The organism is Corallococcus caeni (genome assembly GCF_036245865.1).
Classification (GTDB): Bacteria; Myxococcota; Myxococcia; order Myxococcales; family Myxococcaceae; genus Corallococcus; species Corallococcus caeni.
The window spans coordinates 539,763-560,647 of sequence record NZ_BTTW01000003.1 but is presented as its reverse complement, the minus strand read 5'-3'; the positions used below and the strand labels follow the sequence as shown (position 1 = coordinate 560,647).

At 73.3% G+C, this 20,885-nt stretch carries 1 protein-coding gene (only partly in view); it reads left to right on the top strand.

Going from position 1 to position 20,885, the window contains the following annotated elements; all coding sequences use genetic code 11:
* Positions 1-20,885, top strand: the 3' portion of a protein-coding gene (locus AABA78_RS16515) for a non-ribosomal peptide synthase/polyketide synthase (protein WP_338264019.1). 16,255 nt of this gene lie to the left of the window's left edge; only the last 20,885 of its 37,140 coding nucleotides appear in the window; the start codon falls outside the window, past its left edge; its stop codon occupies positions 20,883-20,885.

The window sequence follows — 20,885 nt, the reverse complement described above, 5'->3', positions numbered from 1 at the left end:
TGGCTGACGCGCAGACGCGCCCCGACGTCCCCTTCGAGTACCTGGTGGAAGCGCTCATCCCGGGCAAGGACATCGGCCGCGGCCGGATGACGGACTCCGTGTTCGTCTACCACACGGGCGCGGGCGCGGGCGCCGCGACGCTGGAGCTCACCGGCATGCGCGGTTCGCTGGTGGAGGTGCCGGGCACGCCCGTGCAGTGGGGCGCCACCCTGGCGGACCTCACGCTCGTGCTCTCCGAGGCCCCCGGCCGCGTCCACGGCGCGCTGGAGTACGCGACGGAGCTGTTCGACGCCCCCACCGTGGCGCGGCTCGTGGAGCACTTCGAGGTGCTGCTGGCCGCCGCGCTCGCCCGGCCGGAGACGCCCGTCTCCCACCTGCCCCTGGCCACGGAGGCCGAGCGCCGCGCCTGGCCCGCGCCCCGGGCCACGCCGGGCTTCACCTCCGTGCCCGCCCTCCTCGCGGAGCGGCGCGCGCGCCACGCGGACGCCACCGCCGTCTCGCGCGGGGACACGCACTGGACCTGGGCGGAGCTGGGGGCCCGCGCGGATGCGCTGGCCTCGCAGTTGAAGTCGCTGGGCGTGACGGCCGGGACGCCGGTGGCCGTGTGCCTGCGCTCGTCGCCGGAGAAGCTGGCCGCGCTGTGGGGCGTGCTAGCCGCCGGTGGCGCGGGCATCGCGCTGGGCCCCGCGGACCTGGGGCAGCTGCCCGTCTACGCGCCGGAAGGCGCCCGCGTGCCGGTGCTCGTCACCACGCGCGCGCTGGTGGCCTCCGTGCGCGTGGAGGCTTCGCGCGTCGTGTACGTGGAGGACGTGGACGCGTCGGGTGCGTCCTTCAGCGCATCCGTGGACGCGGATGCGCTGGCGTGGCTGCTGTCCACGGGCTCCGGCCAGCCTGCCTGGGCATTGGGCCACCGCGAGCTGTCGGAGTTCTTCACCGGCCTGGACGCGCGGCTGTCCCCGCCGGATGGCGGCGCGTGGCTGTCCGCGAGCGAGGCGTCCGCGGACCGGCCGGAGCTCGAAGCCCTGTGGGCGCTCACGCGCGGGCTGCGCGTGGTGTACCCGCCGGAGCGCATCACCGCGGGGCTGGTGAGCCTGGGGGGCGGCGGGCCTCGCGCGAAGGCGATGGACCTGAGCCTCATCTACTTCGCCAACGACGAGGACACGCTCCAGGGGCCGAAGTACGAGCTGCTGCTGGAGGGCGCGAAGTTCGCGGACGCGAACGGCTTCTCCGCGGTGTGGACGCCGGAGCGGCACTTCCACTCCTTCGGCGGTCTGTACCCGCAGCCGGCCGTGGTGTCGGCGGGCCTGGCCACCATCACCAAGCACCTGCACCTGCGCTCCGGCAGCGTGGTGCTGCCGCTGCACGATCCGCTGCTCATCGCGGAGCAGTGGTCCGTGGTGGACAACCTCTCCCAGGGCCGCGTGGGCCTGTCCGTGGCCACGGGCTGGCACACGCAGGACTTCACCTTCGCGCCGGCCAACTTCGAGAAGCGCCGTGAGATCCTCGTGGAGAAGCTGGCCACGCTGCGCGCGCTGTGGCGCGGAGAGAGGTTCAAGCGTCCCGGCGGCGCGGGCACCACCATGGAGGCGGTGCTGCGGCCCAAGCCCGTGCAGAAGGAGCTGCCGGTGTGGCTCACCGCCACGTCCAACCCGGAGACCTTCCGCATGGCGGGCGAGCTGGGCGCGGGCGTGCTCACCGGCCTGCTGTCGCACTCGCTGGAGGAGATGAAGCCGAAGATCGCCCTGTACCGCGAGGCGTGGCGCCGCAACGGCCACCCGGGGCGCGGCCACATCACCTGCATGCTGCACACGTACCTGGGCGACGACGACCAGGAGGTGCTGCGCCTCGTGCGCCAGCCGCTGCTCGCGTACTTCCGCAGCTCGGTGGACATCGTCACGTCGCTGCTGCTCACCCAGGGCTACCAGGGCGAAATCAAGAAGCTGTCCGCGGAGGACATCGACGCGCTGCTGGAGCACACGTTCGAGAACCACGCCAAGACGACGGGCCTCGTGGGCACGGTGGACGGCGCCGTGAAGCGGCTGCGCGACGTGCGCGCGGCGGACGTGGACGAGGTGGCGGCCCTCATCGACTTCGGCCTTGAGACGCCGGTGGTGTTGGAAGGCCTGCGCCGGCTGGCCGTGGTGCGCGAGCGCATGGACGCGGAGGCCGCCGTCCGCCAGGAGCAGGTGCTGGTGGAGGCCGAGGCGGGCGTGGAGGGCCTGCTGGAGCTGGCGCGCGCGTCCGGCGCGGTGCTGGTGCACACGTCGGCCCGCCTGGCGCGCACGCTGAGCGAGCTGTCCGGAGCGCGCGAGTCCCTGGCCCACGTGGGCGCCCTGGTGGTGGAGGGCGCGTCCGTGGAGCTGGGCGCGGCGCTGCACCGGGCCGCGGGCGTGGAGGTGTGGCTGTCCGGTGACGCCCAGGAGGGCGCGCTCCTGCCGCGCACGCCGCGCGAGCGCATCCCCGCGAACCTCCAGACGTGGGTGCTGGACGCTGCCGGTCAGCCCGTCCCCGCGGGCGTGGTGGGCGAGCTGGCCCTCGCGGGCGCGGGGCTCCCCACCGCGCTGTGGCGCGCGGGTGATGAAGAGCACCGCCGCCTGGTGCCGCACCCCCGCGAGGCCGCGGCCCGGCTGTACCGCACCGGCCGCCATGCCCGGCTGCGCGCGGATGGCCGCGTGGAGCCCGTGGCCACGCCGTCCCGCCTCCCCCCTCCGCCCGTGGCGCGTCCCGCCGTCGTGGAGGCGCCGCGTCCCGTGGCGCCCGTCGCCGCGCGTCCCGCCGCCCCGGTCGTGAACGAGGGCCCGCCGCCCATCCCGCGCGTGGGCCGCGACCGGCCGCTGCCCCTGTCCTTCGCGCAGCAGCGCCTCTGGTACCTCCAGCAGCTGGAGCCCGGCAGCGGCACGTACAACAACCCGACCCTCTTCCGCCTCGTAGGCGATCTGGACGCGGACGCGCTCCAGGCCGCGCTGGACGCGCTGGTGGCCCGGCATGAGGTGCTGCGCAGCACGTACACCCTGGACGGCGATCGCGCGGTGCAGGTCATCCACCCGCCGCGAGGCATGGCCCTCCAGCGCCGCGACGTCGCGGGCGAGACACCCGAGGCCCGCGAGGCGGAGATGCAGCGCTTCTGCAAGGCGTACGCGCTCCTGCCCTTCGACCTGGAGCAGGGCGTGCTGCGCGCGACGCTGCTGCGCCTGGAGCCCCAGGTGCACGTGCTGGCGCTCGTGTTCCACCACGCGGTATCCGACGCGTGGTGCAACATGGTCATCGCGCACGACCTGACCGCGAACTACGCGGCGTTCCTCTCGGGCCAGCCGTCGCCCCTGCCGGAGCTGCCCGTGCAGTACGCGGACTACGCCGTGTGGCAGCGCGACTGGCTGGACGGCGGCGAGCTGGAGGCGCAGCTCGCCTGGTGGAAGCAGCAGCTTGCCGGGGCGCCCAACCTGGAGCTGCCCACGGACCGGCCGCGTCCCGCCGTCATCTCCTTCGCGGGCGCGCGGCACCGCTTCACGCTGCCGCCGGAGGTCGTCACGCCGCTGCTCGCGCTGGGCCGCAAGAACGGCGCCACGACGTTCATGGTGATGATGGCGCTCTTCCAGACGGTGCTGTCGCGCTACTCCGGCCAGGAGGACTTCGTCGTGGGCACGCCCATCGCGGGCCGCACGCGTCCGGAGGTCGAGTGGCTGATGGGCTGCTTCATCAACACCCTGCCCTTCCGCTCGAAGCTGTCCGGCCTGCCGTCCTTCGTGGAGCTGCTGGGCCGCGTGCGCGCCCAGGCCCTGGAGGCCTACGCGCGCCAGGACGCCCCGTTCGAGCGCGTGCTGGACGTGCTCCAGCTGCCGCGCGACCTGAGCCGCACGCCGCTGTTCCAGGTGAGCATCAACGTGGTCAACACGCCGGAGGCCAAGGCGCGCCCCGCCGGGCTGGAGCTGAGCGGCGTGGACGTGCCGTCCGACACGTCCAAGTTCGACCTGGGCCTGGAGGTGCTGGAGGGCCGCGACGGCTTCACCTGCCGCCTGGAGTACTCCACCGCCCTGTTCGACGCGGCCACGATGGAGCGCCTGGCGGGGCACCTGGTGGGCCTGGCGCGCGCCATCGTCGCCAGCCCCCAGACGCCCGTCGCACTGCTGCCGCTGCTGGGTGAAGCCGAGCGCGAGCAGGTCCTGGGCGCCTGGAACGACACGTTCCGCGACTACCCGCACGACGCCTGCATCCAGGACCTCTTCGCCCGTCAGGTCGCGCTGCGCCCGGACGCGGTGGCCCTGGAGTTCGGCGAGGAGCGCCTGACGTACGCGCAGCTGGACGCGCGCTCGAGCCAGTGGGCGCACCTGCTGCGCGAGCACGGCGTGGGCCCGGACGTGCTGGTGGCGGTCTGCCTGGACCGCTCCGTGGAGCTCATCGTCTGCCTGCTGGGCATCCTCAAGGCGGGCGGTGCGTACCTGCCGCTGGATGCGTCGTACCCGGCGTCGCGCCTGACCGCGATGCTGGAGGACGCGCCCGCGAAGCTGCTGCTCACCACGCGCAAGACGCGCGAGTCGCTGCCCCTGCCGGAGGAGCTGCCGTCCCTCTTCGTGGAGGAGGCGCCCGTGGCGGGCCTGCCCATGACGCCCGTCGTCGCGGGGACGCACTCGCGCCACCTTGCCTACGTGGACTTCACGTCCGGCAGCACCGGGCGGCCCAAGGGCGTCGCGGTGGAGCACCGCTCCGTGATGCGCCTCCTGCATCACCCGAGGTTCGGGCACCTGGGGCCAGAGGAGACCTTCCTCCTGGTCGCGCCCATCTCCTTCGACCCGACCACGCTGGAGATCTGGGGCCCGCTGGCGCACGGCGGAAAACTGGCCGTGTTCCCGCCCACGTCGCCGTCGGACGTGGACCTGCTGGCCCAGGTCATCCAGCGCCACGGCGTCACCACGCTGCTGCTCACATCGGGCCTCTTCACGCAGGTGGTGGACGTGAAGCTGGAGGCCCTGCGCGGCGTGCGGCGGGTGCTCGTGGGCGGCGACGTCGTGTCGCCCGCGCACGTGCGCCGGGTGCTGGAGTCGGACCTGGGCACCGCGGTCGTCGCCTGCTACGGCCCGACGGAGTCCACCCTCTTCGCCTCCACCTACCCCGTGCCGGACGCGGCGTCGGTGGGGGGCACGATGCCCATTGGCAGGCCCATCGCCCAGACGCAGCTCTACGTGCTGGACCGGCACGGGCAGCCGGTTCCCACGGGCATCCCCGGCGAGCTGTACATCGGCGGTGACGGCCTCGCCCGCGGCTACATCTCCCGGCCGGAGCTCACCGCGGAGCGCTTCGTCCCGCACCCCTTCGCCTCCCGGCCCGGTGAGCGCCTGTACCGCACGGGCGACCTCGCGCGGTGGCGGCGCGATGGCGTGATGGACTTCCTGGGCCGCGCCGACAACCAGGTGAAGGTGCGCGGCTTCCGCATCGAGCTGCCGGAGGTGGAGGCCGCGCTGCGCGCCCACCCGGACGTGCGCGAGGCCGTGGTCGTGGTGCGCGAGGACGCGCCCGGCGACAAGCGGCTGGTCGCCTACGTCGTCCCGCACGGCGCCGAGCCCGGCCCGGGCGCGCTGCGCGACTTCCTGCGCCAGCGGCTGCCGGAGTACATGCTGCCCTCCGCGTTCGTCGCGCTGGCGGCGATGCCGCTGACGTCGAACGCGAAGGTGGACCGCAAGGCCCTGCCCGCCCCCGGAGGACAGCGCGCGTCCCGCAAGGAGTACGCCGCGCCGCGCACGCGGCTGGAGCGGACGCTGGCGGAGGTGCTGGCCCAGGTGCTGCGCGTGGAGCGCGTGGGCCTGGACGACAACTTCTTCGAGCTGGGCGGCGACTCCATCATCAGCCTCCAGGTCGTCGCGAAGGCGCGGCAGGCCGGCGTGCAGCTGATGGTGAAGGACCTCTTCCAGCACCCCACCCTGGGCGCGCTGGCGGCCGTGGCCCGCGAGAGCGCGACCAGCCTCGCGGAGCAGGGGCCGGTGGTGGGTGACGTGCCGCTCACCGCCATCCAGGTGGACTTCCTGGAGCGCGAGCCGACGCACGCGCACCACTTCAACCACGCCTTGCTCCTGCGGGCGCGCCAGACGTTGGTCCCGGCGCACCTGGAGCAGGCCCTCCAGGCGCTCGCCGTCCACCACGACGCCCTGCGCCTGAAGTACGTCCGGGGCACGGACGGCGTGTGGCGCCAGCGCGACGCGAACCCCAATGAGGCCCCGCTCACGCTCCGCCAGGTGGACCTCTCCGCGCTGCCGCCCGAGGAGCGTCTGACCGCGATGGAGCAGGAGGCCACGCGCGTCCAGGAGACCTTCGACCTGGCCTCACCGCCGCTCGTGCGCCCCGTGCTCTTCCACTTCGGGGCGGGCCAGGAGCAGCGCCTGCTGCTCGTCATCCACCACCTGGTGGTGGACACCGTGTCGTGGCGGATCCTCATCGAGGACCTGGAGACGGTCTACCGCCAGGTCCAGTCCGGCCAGGTCCCCACGCTGCCGGCGAAGACGACGTCCTTCCTGTCCTGGGCCCGCCGCCTGGAGACGCACGCCCTGACGGACGTGCTGGGGGCCGAGCTGGCCTTCTGGAGCGAGTCGGTGCGCGGCGACGTGGCGCCGCTGCCCACGGACGGTCCGGGCCCGCACACCTACGCCTCGCACCGCGCGGTGGTCGCGGAGCTGGACGCGGAGGAGACGCGGCTCCTGCTCCAGGAGACGCCCATCGCGTGGCGGGCGCGCATCGACGACGTGCTGGTGACGGCGCTCGCGCTGGCGCTCAGCGAGTGGACGGGGAAGCCGGACGTCCTCATCGACCTGGAGGGCCACGGCCGCGAGGAGCTGTTCGCGGACGCGGACATGTCCCGCACCGTGGGCTGGTTCACGTCCCTCACGCCGGCCCTGCTGCGGCTGCCGGCGCAAGGCACGCTGGGTGACCGGCTGCGCGTCGTGCGCGACACGCTGAGCGCGTGGCCGAACAAGGGCATCGGCTTCGGGCTCTTGCGCCACCTGGGGCCGCCGGAGGCACGGGCCGCGCTGGCCGCGCTGCCTCGGGCGCAGGTGTCTTTCAACTACCTGGGGCAGCTGGACGGCGCGACCGGCGCCAGCACCCTCTTCTCCCTGAGCGAAGAGCCCGTGGGGCCGAACGTGGCGCCCCAGGCGGTGCACCCGCATGCGCTGGCGGTGGAGGGCGCGGTGTCCGGTGGACGGCTGCGCCTGGCCTTCGGCTACAGCCACCTGCTGCACCACGAGGAGACCGTGCGGGCGGTGTCCCAGCGCTTCCTGTCCGCGCTGCGTGAGCTCATCACCCTGCGCCACTCGGAGGACTCGCGCCGGCGGACGCCAAGCGACTTCCCCCTGGCACGCCTCTCCCAGGCCTCGCTGGACGCGGTGCTGGCGGCGCAGGGGCCCACGGTGGAGGACCTCTTCCCGCTCTCCGCGGTGCAGGAGGGCATGCTCTTCCACGCCCTCCAGGATCCGCACGCGGGCTACTACTTCGAGCACACCGCGTGGTCCATCCACTCGGACGTGGACATCTCGCTGTTCCAGCGGACGTGGCAGACGGCGGTGGACCGCAACCCCATCCTGCGCACCGCCTTCGTGTCCAGGGACCTGGAGTCGCCGCTGCAGGCGGTGCACTCGCAAGTGGCGCTGCCCTTCGAGGTCCATGACTGGCGTCACCTGCCGGAGGACGCGCGACAAGCCGGACTGGAGCGGCTCATCGTCGTGGACCGCGCGCGCGGCTTCGACGTGTCGCGCGCGCCGCTGAGCCGGATGACCGCGGTGCGGCTGGCGGACGCGCAGTGGCGCTTCATCTGGAGCCACCACCACCTGCTGTTCGACGGCTGGAGCCTGGGCCTGTTCTTCCAGGAGGTCTTCGCCATCTACGACGCCCTGCGCGCCGGGACGCCGCTGCCCCCCACGGGCCGGCCGCCGTACCGCGACTACATCGCGTGGCTGGGACAGCGCGACCTCATCGAGGACGAGCGCTTCTGGCGCAACCAGCTCGCGGGCCTGTCGGTGCCCACGCCCGTGCCCGCCATGCGTCCCGTGGCCGCTGTCGCGTCGGGCACGGTGAACCAGCCCATCCTCGAGGTGACGCTTCCGGAGGCGCGCACCGCGGCGCTGGAGGCCTTCGCCCGGCGGCACCAGCTCACGCTCAACACCCTGGCGCAGGCGGCCTGGGCGCTGGTGCTGGCGCGCCACGCCGACACGCGCGACGTCCTCTTCGGCACCACGCTGGCGGGACGTCCGCCGGAGCTCGCGGGGTCGGAGGCCATGCTGGGCCTGCTCATCACCACGCTTCCGGTGCGCATCGCGCTGCCGGACGACACCGCGCCCGTGTTGCCCTGGCTCCAGTCCATCCAGGCGAAGCTGCTGGGCATCCAGCAGCACCAGCACACGCCGCTCGTCACCGCGCACGGGTGGAGCGACATCCCCCGGGGCGTGCCCCTCTTCCAGTCGCTGCTCGTCTTCGAGAACTTCCCCTTCGACGAATCGCTGCTGCGCCGCTCCACCGCGCTGGACCTGCGCGACCTGCAGATGGGCGAGAGCATCAACTACCCGCTGGCGGCCACGGTGCTCCCGGGCCGCGAGCTCCAGATGCACCTGGCCTACGACGAGAACCGCTTCGCCGCGGAGGCCGTGCAGCGCGTGCTGGGCCAGTGGCGGCAGGCGATGGAGGCCCTCATCCAGCCCGAGGTCCGGCTGGCCGACGTGTCCCTCCTCCCGGCCGAGGACCGCGCGTGGCTCTTGCGCACCGGCCTCGGTGACGCCGTGGACTTCGAGCGCGAGGCCACCGTGCACGCGCGCTTCGAGCGGCAGGCCGCCGCGACGCCGGACGCGGACGCGGTGGTGTCTGGCGAGACGACGCTCAGCTACCGGCAGCTCGACGCGCGGGCCAACCAGCTCGCGTGGCACCTGCGCTCGCTGGGCGTGGGCCCTGAGGTCACGGTGGGCCTGTGCCTGGAGCGCTCGGCGGAGGCCATCGTCGCGCTGCTGGCGGTGCTCAAGGCCGGTGGCGCCTTCGTGCCGCTGGACCCGTCCGCGCCCTCCGCGCGCAAGTCGTTCCTGCTCAAGGACTGCGGCGCGTCCGTGCTCTTGACGACGCAGGCCCTGGAAGAGGCATGGCGCCCGGACGTGGCCCACGTGGTGCGGGTGGATGATGAAGTGGTCCGACAGTCGGACCAGTTGATGGGTCCCCCGGCGTCGGCTGGGGCGGGCAACCTCGCCTACGTCATCTACACCTCTGGCTCCACCGGCTCGCCCAAGGGCGTGATGGTGCAGCACCGCTCCGTGCTCAACCTGCACCGTGCGCTGACGCGGAGCATCTACGCGGGCCTGCCGCGCGGCCAGCGCATCACGGTGAACGCGCCGCTGTACTTCGACGCGTCCATCGAACAGGTGCTCCAACTGCTGGACGGCCACTGCCTGTGCATCGTCCCGGAGGACGTGCGCCTGGAGCCGGAGGCCATGCTCGCGTGGCTGGAGCAGCGGCGCATCGACGCGCTGGACTGCACGCCGTCGCAGCTCAAGCTCCTGCTGTCCGCCGGGATGCTGGAGCGCGCCCACGTCCCCGCCCTGCTCTCCGTGGGCGGCGAGGCCGTGGATGAAGTCACGTGGCGGCAGCTGGCCGCGACGAAGCGCACGCGCGCCTTCAACGGCTACGGCCCCACGGAAGTGACCGTGGACGCGACGACCTGGGCCATCCAGGACGCCCCGCAGCCGGAGCCCGTCATCGGGCGGCCCGTGGACAACCTGCGCGCCTACGTGCTCGACGCGCGGCTGGACCTGGCGCCCATCGGCACGCCGGGTGAGCTGTGCTTCTCCGGCGAAGGCGTCACGCGCGGCTACCTGGGCCAGCCCGCCCTCACGGCCGAGCGCTTCCTGCCGGATCCGTTCAGCGACGCGCCCGGCGCGCGCCTCTATCGCACGGGCGACAAGGCCCGCTGGCGTGAGGACGGCACGCTGGAGTTCATGGGCCGCCTGGACTTCCAGGTGAAGCTGCGCGGCTACCGCATCGAGCTGGGCGAAATCGAGGCCACGCTGCGCGCGCATCCCGGCATCCGGGACGCGGTGGCGCAGGTCCACGGCGACCGGCTCATCGCTTGGGTCGCGCCCCAGGTGGACACGTCGCCCCTGGGCGAGCACCTGCGCCGTCACCTGCCGGAGTACATGGTGCCCGCCGCGTTCATCGCGCTGGACGCCCTGCCCCTGACGCCCAACGGCAAGGTGGACCGCAAGGCGCTGCCCACGCCGGACGCCGCGCCGGTCACCGAGCGCGTCATTGAACCGCCCGCGACGCCCACCGAGGCTGCACTGGTCCCGTTGTGGGCCGAGGTGCTGCGCGTCCCCGCCGTGGGGCGCCATGACGGCTTCTTCGAATTGGGAGGCCACTCGCTGCTGGCCACGCAGCTGGTGTCGCGCCTGCGCACGCACTTCGGCGTGGAGCTGCCCCTGCGCGCCCTGCTGGAGGGCCCCACCGTCGCGGCGCTGGCCGAGCGCATCGACGCGCTCCGGCAGTCCCAGCCGCAGGTCCCCGAAGCCGCCGCGTCCGCCCTGCCCGCGCTGGTCCGCGCGGAGCGGCCGGACGTACTGCCCCTGTCGTTCGCGCAGCACCGGCTGTGGTTCATCGAGCAGCTGGGCACGGCGGGCAACGCCTACAGCCTCCCGAGCCTGCTGGAGCTGGACGGCACGCTGGACATCATCGTGATGCTGGCCGCGTTCGACGAGCTGGTGCGCCGCCACGAAGCGCTGCGCACCACGTTCCGCTCGCACGAGGGCACGCCGTCGCAGGTCATCCACCCGCCCTTCCCCATGCCGCTGCGCAACGTGGACCTGTCCGCGCTGCCGACCGCGGAGGAGCGCGAGGCGGAGGCGTCGCGGCTGGCGCTGGAGGAGACGCGCACCCCGTTCGACCTGGAGCAGGGCCCGCTGTTCCGCGGGCTCCTCATCAAGCTGGCGCCCACGAAGCACCTGCTGCTGCTCAACACGCACCACATCATCTCCGACGGCTGGTCCACGGGCGTGCTGGTGCGGGAGATGGGCGCGCTCTACGCGGCGTTCGCGGCGGAGCAGCCCTCGCCGTTGCCGGAGCTGCCGGTGCAGGCCGCCGACCACGCCCTCTGGCAGCGCGGCTGGCTCCAGGGTGACGTGCTGGAGTCGCAGGTGGCGTACTGGCGCGGGCAACTGGAAGGCGCCGCGCCGTACCTGGAGCTGCCCACGGACCACCCGCGTCCGACACGCCAGTCCTTCCGCGCGGGCGTGCAGCCCCTGACGCTGCCGCGCGAGCTGAGTGACGCGCTGGAGGCCATGGCGAAGCAGACGGCCTCCACGCCCTTCATGGTGCTGCTGGCGGCCTTCCAGCTGCTGCTGCACCGGTACGCGGGCCAGGAGGACGTGCTCGTGGGCTCGCCCATCGCGGGCCGCCGTCACGCGGAGGCCGAGGACCTCATCGGCTACTTCGCCAACACGGTGGTGCTGCGCACGCGGGTCCGCGACACGCTCCGCTTCCGCGAGCTGCTGGACGCAGTGCGCGCCACCACGCTGGGCGCGTACGAGCACCAGGACCTGCCGTTCGAGAAGCTGGTGGAGGTGCTCCACCCGGAGCGCGACCTGGGCCGCACGCCGCTGTTCCAGGTGACCTTCACGCTCCAGAACTCGCCCATGCCGGAGCTGTCCCTGCCCGGCCTGACGCTGCGCCCCAGGGAGGCCAACCCGGAGGCCATCCTCTTCGACCTCCAGTGCATCCTGATGCGCACGCCGGAAGGCTTCGACGGCGCGCTCGTCTTCAACCAGGACCTGTTCGAGCCGGCCACGGTGGCTGGCATGGCAGAGCACCTGCGCGTGTTGCTGGAGGCCGCCGTCCGCGCGCCGGACATGCGGCTGTCGCAGCTGCCGTGGCTCACGGAGGCGGAGCGTCAGCGGCTGCTCACCGGGTGGAACGACACCGCCCGGGACTACCCGCGCGACGCGTCCGTCGCCGCCCTCTTCGCGGAGCAGGCCGCGCGCACGCCCGACGCCGTCGCGCTGAAGGCCGGCGCGGAGACGCTCACGTACGCGGCGCTGGACCGGGCATCGAACCAGCTCGCGCACCACCTGCGGCGCCAGGGCGTGCGGCCCGGCCACCGGGTTGGCGTGTGCCTGGAGCGTTCGTTCGACCTCGTCACTGGCCTCTTGGGCATCCTCAAGGCCGGCGCGGCGTACGTGCCGGTGGACGTGAAGGCCCCCGCGGAGCGCATCACCTGGATGCTCCAGGCGGCCAGCGTCAGCGTGCTCGTCACGCAGGAGGCCCTGGCGGACGAGCTGCCCCAGGTGACGGACCTCCAGGTCCTGCTGGACGGTGACGCTGCCCAGATTGCACGGCAGCCGGAGACGGCGCTGGACCTCACGGTGCCCGCCGACGCGCTGGCCTACGTGATGTTCACGTCGGGCAGCACCGGCCGGCCCAAGGGCGTCAGCGTGCCGCACCGGGGCATCACCCGCCTGGTGCGCGGCGCGGACTTCATCCACTTCGGCCCCGACGAGGTCTTCCTCCAACTGGCGCCCGTCGCGTTCGACGCGTCCACGCTGGAGCTCTGGGGCGCGCTCCTCAACGGCGCGACGCTGGTGCTGGCGCCGCCCAAGGCGCTGTCGCTGGAGGAGACGGGCGCGCTGCTGCGGCGCGAGGGCATCACCACGCTGTGGCTCACCGCCGCCCTCTTCGAGCAGATGGTGCTCCACCAGGGCGACGCGCTGGCCCGCGTGAAGCAGGTGCTCGCGGGCGGCGACGTGCTGCCCGTGGAGCGTGTGCGTGAACACCTGAAGCGGCTGCCCCCGGGCGCGGTGCTCGTCAACGGCTACGGCCCCACGGAGAACACCACCTTCTCCGCCACGCACACGCTGCGCGCCGGTGATGCAGTGGGCCGCTCGGTGCCCATCGGCCGGCCGCTGACGAACTCCACGGCGTGGGTGCTGGACGCGGCGCTCCAGCCCGTGCCGCCGGGCGTGCCGGGCACGCTCCACGTCGGCGGAGACGGCCTGGCCTGGGGCTACCTCCAGCGCCCGGACCTGACCGCCGAACGCTTCATCCCCCACCCCTTCGCCACCGAGCCCGGAGCGCGCCTCTACGACACCGGCGACCGCGTGCGCTGGCGGCGCGACGGGACGCTGGAGTTCCTGGGCCGCACCGACTTCCAGGTGAAGCTGCGCGGCTTCCGCGTGGAGCCGGGTGAAATCGAAGCCGTGCTGCGCCAGGCGCCGGAGGTCGACGAGGCGGTGGTCGTGGTGCGCGAGGACGTGCCGGGCGACCGGCGCCTCGTGGCCTACGTCGTGTCCAGCGAGGACGACGGCGTCGACACGAACGCGCTGCGGGCCTCCGTGCAGAAGCAGCTGCCGGACTACATGGTGCCGTCGGCCATCGTCGTCCTGCCGAAGCTGCCGCTGAGCCCCAACGGGAAGGTGGACCGCAAGGCCCTGCCCGCGCCGCAGGCCCGCACCGCGGATCCAGCGGCTTCCGCCACGCCCCGGAGCGACCTGGAGAAGGCGCTCGCGGACATCTGGGCGGAGGTGCTGCACCTGGAGACCGTGGACATCCACGGCGACTTCTTCGAGCTGGGTGGGCACTCGCTGCTGGCCACGCAGGTGGTGTCGCGCATCCGCGCGTCGCTGGGCGTGGAGCTGCCGCTGGGCGAGCTGTTCCGCGCGCCCACGGTGGCGTCGCTGGCGGAGCGGCTGGTGGACGCGCGCCGCACCCAGGCGCCGCCGCTGGTCCGTGCCGAGCGGACGGCCCCGCCGCCGCTGTCGTTCGCGCAGCAGCGGCTGTGGTTCATCGACCAGTTGGAGCCGGGCAGCCCGCTTTACAACATGCCGCTGGCGCTGAGCCTCACCGGCGACTTGGACGTGGACGCGCTGCGCGCCAGCCTGGACGCGCTGATGGCGCGGCATGAGTCCCTGCGCACGACGTTCCGCATGGAAGCGGGCAAGCCGGTGCAGCACATCCACGCCGAGGGGCAGGTCCCCCTGGAGATCGTGGACCTGACGGGCCTGGGCGGCCGCGCCGCGAAGCAGGCCGAAGCCCAGCGCCTGGGCTACGCGGAGACGCTGCGCCCGTTCGACCTGACGCGCGGGCCGGTGATTCGCGCCCTGCTGCTGAAGCTGGACGCGCGCGAGCACCTGCTCGTGCTGCACCTGCACCACATCGTGTCCGACGGCTGGTCGCTGGGCATCCTCGTGCGGGAGGTCACCGCGCTCTACGAGGCCCGGCGCGCGGGGCGGCCCCCCGCCCTGCCGGAGCTGCCGGTGCAGTACGCGGACTTCGCCGTCTGGCAGCGCGGCTGGCTCCAGGGCGGCGTGCTGCAAGCGCAGGTGGAGTGGTGGAAGCACCAGCTGTCCGGTGCGTCCTTCGTCCTGGACGTGCCCACCGACAGGCCGAGGACCGCCACCGCTTCGCAGCGAGGCGGACTGATTCGCGTGACGCTGCCGCGCGCCCTGAGCGAGCGCGTGGACGCGCTGGCGCAAGCGGAAGGCGCCACGCCGTTCATGGCGCTCCTGGCTGCGTTCCAGGCCGTGCTGTCGCGCGTGTCCGGACAGGACGATGTGCTGGTGGGCTCGCCCATCGCGAACCGCCGGCACGCGGAGACGGAGGGCCTCATCGGCTTCTTCGTGAACATGCTGGTGCTGCGTGGCCGCATCGGCGCACGGACGACGTTCCGTGAGCTGCTGGCCCAGGTGCGCGCCACCACGCTGGGCGCGTACGAGCACCAGGACATCCCCTTCGAGCACCTGGTGGAAGCGCTCCAGCCCGAGCGCGACCTGGGCCGCACGCCGCTGTTCCAGGCGATGTTCGCGCTCCAGAACGCCCCGGTGTCGGAGCTGGCGGTGCCCGGCCTGTCCGTGACCCCGGCCCACTTCGAGGGCGAGACGCTGTCCCAGTTCGAGCTGGCGCTGGACCTGCACCGGACCGGCGACGGCTACGAGGGCGCCTTCCGCTACGCCGCGGACCTGTTCGACGCGAACACCCTCGAGCGGTTCGTGGCCCACCTGCGCCGGCTGCTGGAGGCCGTGTGCGACGCCCCGGACCTGCCGCTGGCGGACGTGTCGCTCGTCTCGCCGGAGGAGCTGGTGCGGCTGGTGCGCACGGGCAGCGGTGAGCTGGTGGACTTCGAGCGCGACGCCACGCTGCACGGCCTCATCGAGCGGCAGGTGGCGCGCACCCCGGACGCTCCGGCCGTCGTGTTCGGAGACACGGCGCTGACGTACCGGCAGCTGGACACGCGGGCGAACCAGCTCGCGTGGCGGCTGCGCTCCATGGGGGTGGGCCCGGAGGTGCGGGTCGCCCTGTGCCTGGAGCGTTCGGTGGAGGCCATCATCGCGCTGCTCGCGGTGCTCAAGGCCGGCGGCGCCTTCGTGCCGTTGGATCCGGGAGCCCCCTCCGCGCGCAAGGACTTCGTGCTGCGCGACAGCGGCGCGGCCGTGCTCGTCACGACGGAGGCCGCGTGCGGCGACTGGAGCCCGTATGGCGCCCAGGAGCTGTGGCTGGACGTGGAGCAGGCCGGCCTGGGGGCCCTCTCACACGAGCCCCTGCCCGCGCTGACGGGCCCGGAGCACCTGGCGTACGTCCTGTACACGTCCGGCTCCACGGGCACGCCCAAGGGCGTGATGGCGCAGCACCGCTCCGTGCTCAACCTGCACCGGGCCATGGGCCGCGCGCTCTACGCGGGCCAGCCCCGGGGCCAGCGCGTCACCGTCAACGCGCCGTTGTACTTCGACGCGGTGATGGAGCGCGTGGTGCAGCTCATCGACGGCCACTGCCTGTACGTCGTCCCGGACGCGCTGCGCCTGGAGCCGGAGGCGATGCTCGCGTGGCTGGAGCAGCACCGCATCGACTCGCTGGACTGCACGCCCGCGCAGCTCAAGCCGCTGCTGGCGGCCGGGCTGCTGGAGCGCGCCTGGGTGCCGCCCCTCATCGTGCTGGGCGGCGACGCGCTGGATTCGGAGTCGTGGCGGAAGCTGGCCGCGACGGACCGCACGCGCGCCTTCAACGCGTACGGCCCCACGGAGTGCACCGTCGGCACGACGGCCGCGCCCATCCAGGGCAGTCCGAGGACGGAGCCCGTCATCGGCAGGCCGCTGGCGAACCTGAACGCGTACGTGCTCGACGCGCGGCAGCGCCTGGTGCCCTTCGGCACGCCGGGCGAGCTGTGCTTCTCCGGCGAAGGCATCACGCGCGGCTACCTGGGCCGGCCGGACCTCACGGCCGAGCGCTTCCTGCCGGATCCGTTCAGCGCGGATCCGGGCGCGCGCCTCTACCGCACGGGTGACAAGGCCCGCTGGCGGCCGGACGGCACGCTGGAGTTCATGGGCCGCCTGGACTTCCAGGTGAAGCTGCGCGGCTACCGCATCGAGCTGGGCGAAATCGAAGCCACGTTGCGCACGCACATCGGCGTCCGCGACGCGGTGGCGCTGGTGCGCGAGGACGTCCCGGGCGACGCGCGGCTCGTGGGCTACGTGGTGACGGACGCCGAAATAGAATCGCTGCGCGAGCACCTGCGCCGGCACCTGCCGGAGTACATGGTGCCGTCGGCGCTCGTCACCCTGCCCTCCCTGCCGCTGACGCCCAACGGCAAGGTGGACCGCAAGGCCCTGCCCTCACCGGAGGCGCAGCTGCGCGCCGCGCGCTCGTACGAAGCCCCGGCGACGCCCGCGGAGGTGGCCCTGGCCTCGCTGTGGGAGGAGCTGTTGAACGTCCCCGTCGTGGGGCGCAACGACCACTTCTTCGAGCTGGGCGGTCACTCGCTCCTGGCCACGCAGCTGGTCTCCCGCATCCGCGCCCGCTTCGGCGTGGACGTGGGCGTCCGGGCGCTGTTCGAGTCCCCCACCGTGGCGGCGCTCGCCCAGCGTCTGCCGGACGCACCGGAGGCCAGCGCCCTGCCGCCGCTGCGGCCCGCGGCGACCCCCGGGCCGCATCCGCTGTCGTTCGCGCAGCAGCGGCTGTGGTTCATCGATCAGCTCGACCCGGGCAGCGCGCTCTACAACATGCCCACCGCGCTGCGCCTCTCCGGCGCGGTGGACGTGCCCGCGCTCCAGCAGGCCTTCGACGCCCTGGTCCAGCGCCACGAAGCGCTGCGCACCACGTTCGAGTCCCACGACGGCGAACCCCGTCAGCACGTGCACCCCGCCCCCACCGGAGTCCTGTCGGTGGTGGACCTGACGGAGCTCCCCGACGACGCGCGTGAGGCGGAAGTCCTGCGGCTCGCGAGCGAGGACGCGCTGACGCCCTTCGACCTCGCCGTGGGTCCGCTGGCGCGCCTCACGCTCCTGACGCTGGGCGAACAGGAACACGTGCTGCTCCTGTGCCTGCACCACGCCATCGGTGACGGCTGGTCCATGAGCATCCTGGTGCGCGAAGTCACCGCGCTCTACGAGGCCTTCCGGCAGGGCCAGCCCTCGCCGCTGGCCCCGCTGCCGGTGCAGTACCCGGACTTCGCCGTCTGGCAGCGCGGCTGGCTCCAGGGTGAAGTGCTGGACGCGCAGCTCGCCTGGTGGACGCAGCAGCTGGCCGGAGCCCCGCAGGCGCTGGCGCTGCCCACGGACAAGCCGCGTCCGCCGCAGCGCTCAGCGAGGGGCGCCACCTTCCCGGTGCGCCTGTCGCAGGCGTTGAGTGAAGGGGTGGAGGCGCTGGCGCAGCGTGAGGGGGCCACGCCCTTCATGGTGCTGCTCGCGGGCTTCCAGACGCTCCTGCACCGGTACTCCGGTCAGGAGGACCTGCTGGTGGGCACGTCCATCGCGGGCCGGCGCCATACGGAGACGGAGGGCCTCATCGGCTTCTTCGTCAACACGCTGGTGCTGCGCGCGCGGTTCGACGGCCGCCCGTCGTTCCGCAAGCTGCTCGCGCAGGTGCGCACCACCACGCTGGGCGCGTACGAGCACCAGGACATCCCCTTCGAGCGGTTGGTGGAGGCCGTGCAGCCCACGCGAGACCTGTCGCGCACGCCGCTCATCCAGGCCCTCTTCGCGCTCCAGAACGTGCCGGACTCGGAGGTGCGTCTGCCGGAGCTGACGCTGCGTCCGGTGGAGGTGGACCTGCCCACGACGAAGTTCGACCTGGACCTGACGCTCGGCCGCACGGAGCGCGGCTTCGAGGGTGCTCTCTCCTACGCCACGGACCTCTTCGAGCCCGCCACCGCGCGCCGGCTGACGGAGCACCTCATCCAGCTGCTGGAGGGCGCCGTCGCGAAGCCGGACGCCGCGGTGGACGCCCTGCCCCTGCTGACGGCGGAGGAGCGCCAGTGGGTGCTGGAGGAGTGGAGCGGAGAGACCGCTGACTTCGAGAGCGACCTGCCCTTCCACACGCGCTTCGAGCAGCAGGTGACGCGCACGCCCAAGGCCCCGGCCGTGGTGATGGGCGACACGTCCGTGTCGTTCCACCAGCTCAACGTGCGGGCGAACCAGCTGGCGCACTACCTGCGTTCGCTGGGCGTGGGCCCGGACGTGCCGGTGGCGTTCTGCATGGAGCGCTCACCGGAGGCCATCGTCGCCATCCTGGGCATCCTCAAGGCGGGCGGCGCGTACGTGCCGCTGGACCCCGCGGCCCCCGAGGCGCGCAGGGCCTTCATCCTGGAGAACAGCGGCGCGGCCGTGCTGCTGACCACGCAGGCGCACGTAGAGGCGTGGCAGCCGGCGGTGCGGCACGTGGTGCGGCTGGACGTGGAGGCGCGGCGCATCGAGTCCTCCTCGCCGGGCAACCCGCGCTCGGGCGTGCGGCCGGAGCACCTGGCGTACGTCATCTACACGTCGGGCTCCACGGGCACGCCCAAGGGCGTGATGATCCAGCACCGCTCGCTGGCGCACCTGCAGCGCTCGCTGAAGGCCGCCTGCTACACCCCGGCACCTCCGGGGATGCGCGTGAGCCTCAACGGGCCGCTCTACTTCGACGCGTCCGTGACGCAGCTGTCGTTGATGGCGGACGGCCACTGCCTGTGCATCGTCCCGGAGGCGGCACGGCAGGATCCGGAGGCGATGCTCACGTGGCTGGAGCAGCGGCGCATCGACGCGCTGGACTGCACGCCGTCGCTGTTCAAGCTGCTGCTGGACGCGGGCTTCCTGGAGCAGGCCCACGTGCCGTCCATCTGCTTCATCGGCGGCGAGGCGATGGACGAGGTGACGTGGCGCGTGCTCGCGGCGACGGGCCGTACGCGGGCCTACAACGCCTACGGCCCCACCGAGGGCACCGTGGCGTCCACCACGGAGCGCATCCAGGGCACCATGCAGCCCACGCCCGTCATCGGCCGGCCCATGCTCAACGTGGGCGTGTACGTCCTGGACGCGAACCTGAACCCCGTGTCCGTGGGCGTCCCCGGCGAGCTGTTCATCGCGGGCGAAGGCCTGGCGCGCGGCTACCGCAACCGGGCGGACCTCACGGCGGAGCGCTTCATCCCCCACCCGTTCAGCACGGAGCCCGGGGCCCGCATGTACCGCACGGGCGACCGGGTCCGCTGGAAGCAGGACGGCACGCTCGACTTCATGGGGCGCGTGGACTTCCAGGTGAAGCTGCGCGGCTACCGCATCGAGCCCGGTGAAATCGAGGCCGCGCTGCGCACGCACCCGGGCATCCGGGACGCGATGGTCCTGGTGCGCGAGGACGTGCCCGGCGTGCAGCGGCTGGTGGCGTACGTGGCGCCGGAGGTGGACACCGCTCCGCTCCGAAGCCACCTCCAGCGCTCGCTGCCGGACTACATGGTGCCGGCCGCCTACGTCGCGCTGCCGGTGCTCCCGCTGACGCCCAACGGCAAGGTGGACCGCGCGGCGCTCCCGGCGCCGGTGGACGAGGCCGCGAACCCCGAGGCGCGCGTGGGCCCCAGGGACGAGCGGGAAGCGATGCTCGCTCGCCTCTGGGCCGAGGCCCTGGGCGTGGCCGCGGTGGACGTGCGCACCAGCTTCTTCGAGCTGGGCGGCCACTCGCTCCTCGCGGTGCGCCTGATGTCGGCGGTGCACCGGGAGACGGGCTACAAGCTCCCGCTGTCGGCCCTCTTCCAGGCCCCCAGCGTGGAGCGGTTCGCGGTGCTGCTGGGCGAGAGCGCGGCGGCGGAGCCGAGGCCCTTCACGCCGCTGGTGCCCTTCACGAAGGACGGCCCGGGCACCGCGCCGCCGTTCTTCTGCGTGCACCCGGTGGGCGGCAACGTGCTGGCCTACGCGGAGCTCGCCAGGAGGCTGGGACCGGATCAGCCCTTCTACGGCCTCCAGGCCCGGGGTCTGGATGGCGCGAGCGAACCGCTGGACACCGTGGAGGCCCTGGCCGCCAGCTACGTGCGCGCGCTGCGAGAGGTCCAACCGCGGGGGCCGTACCACCTGGGCGGCTGGTCCCTGGGCGGCGTCATCGCCTACGAGATGGCGTACCAGCTCCGCGAAGCGGGTGAGGCGGTGGAGCTGGTGGCGCTCATCGACTCGTACGTGCCGGAGACGGTGCCGGACTCGGAGCCGAACCTGGACCGCACGCTGGCGGTGGGCCTGTTCGCGCAGGACCTGATGGGCGTGTCCCTGGCGGACCTGGCCGTGGACACGGCGGAGCTGGCGACCCTGGAGCCCGAAGCGGCGCTTGCGAAGGTGCTGGAGGCCGCGGCCCAGGCCGGCGCCCTGCCGCCCGGCGTGGACGCCGCGAGCGCCACGGGGCTGTTCCAGGTCTTCGAGGCCAACCTCGAAGCGGCCCGGCGCTACCACCCGCCCGCGATGGAGCAGCGCGTGCTGCGCGTCCAGGCGGAGGAGCTCGTCGACGACACGGGCACGGGTGACGGCGGCTGGACGGCGCTCGTAGGAGACCGGCTGGAGTCGCACCGCCTGCCGGGCACCCACTACACGCTGCTGCGCGAACCGGGAGTGCAGGCCGTGGCGGAGCTGCTGGCGAAGGCCCTCCGCGGCTCGGGCCAGGAGTGA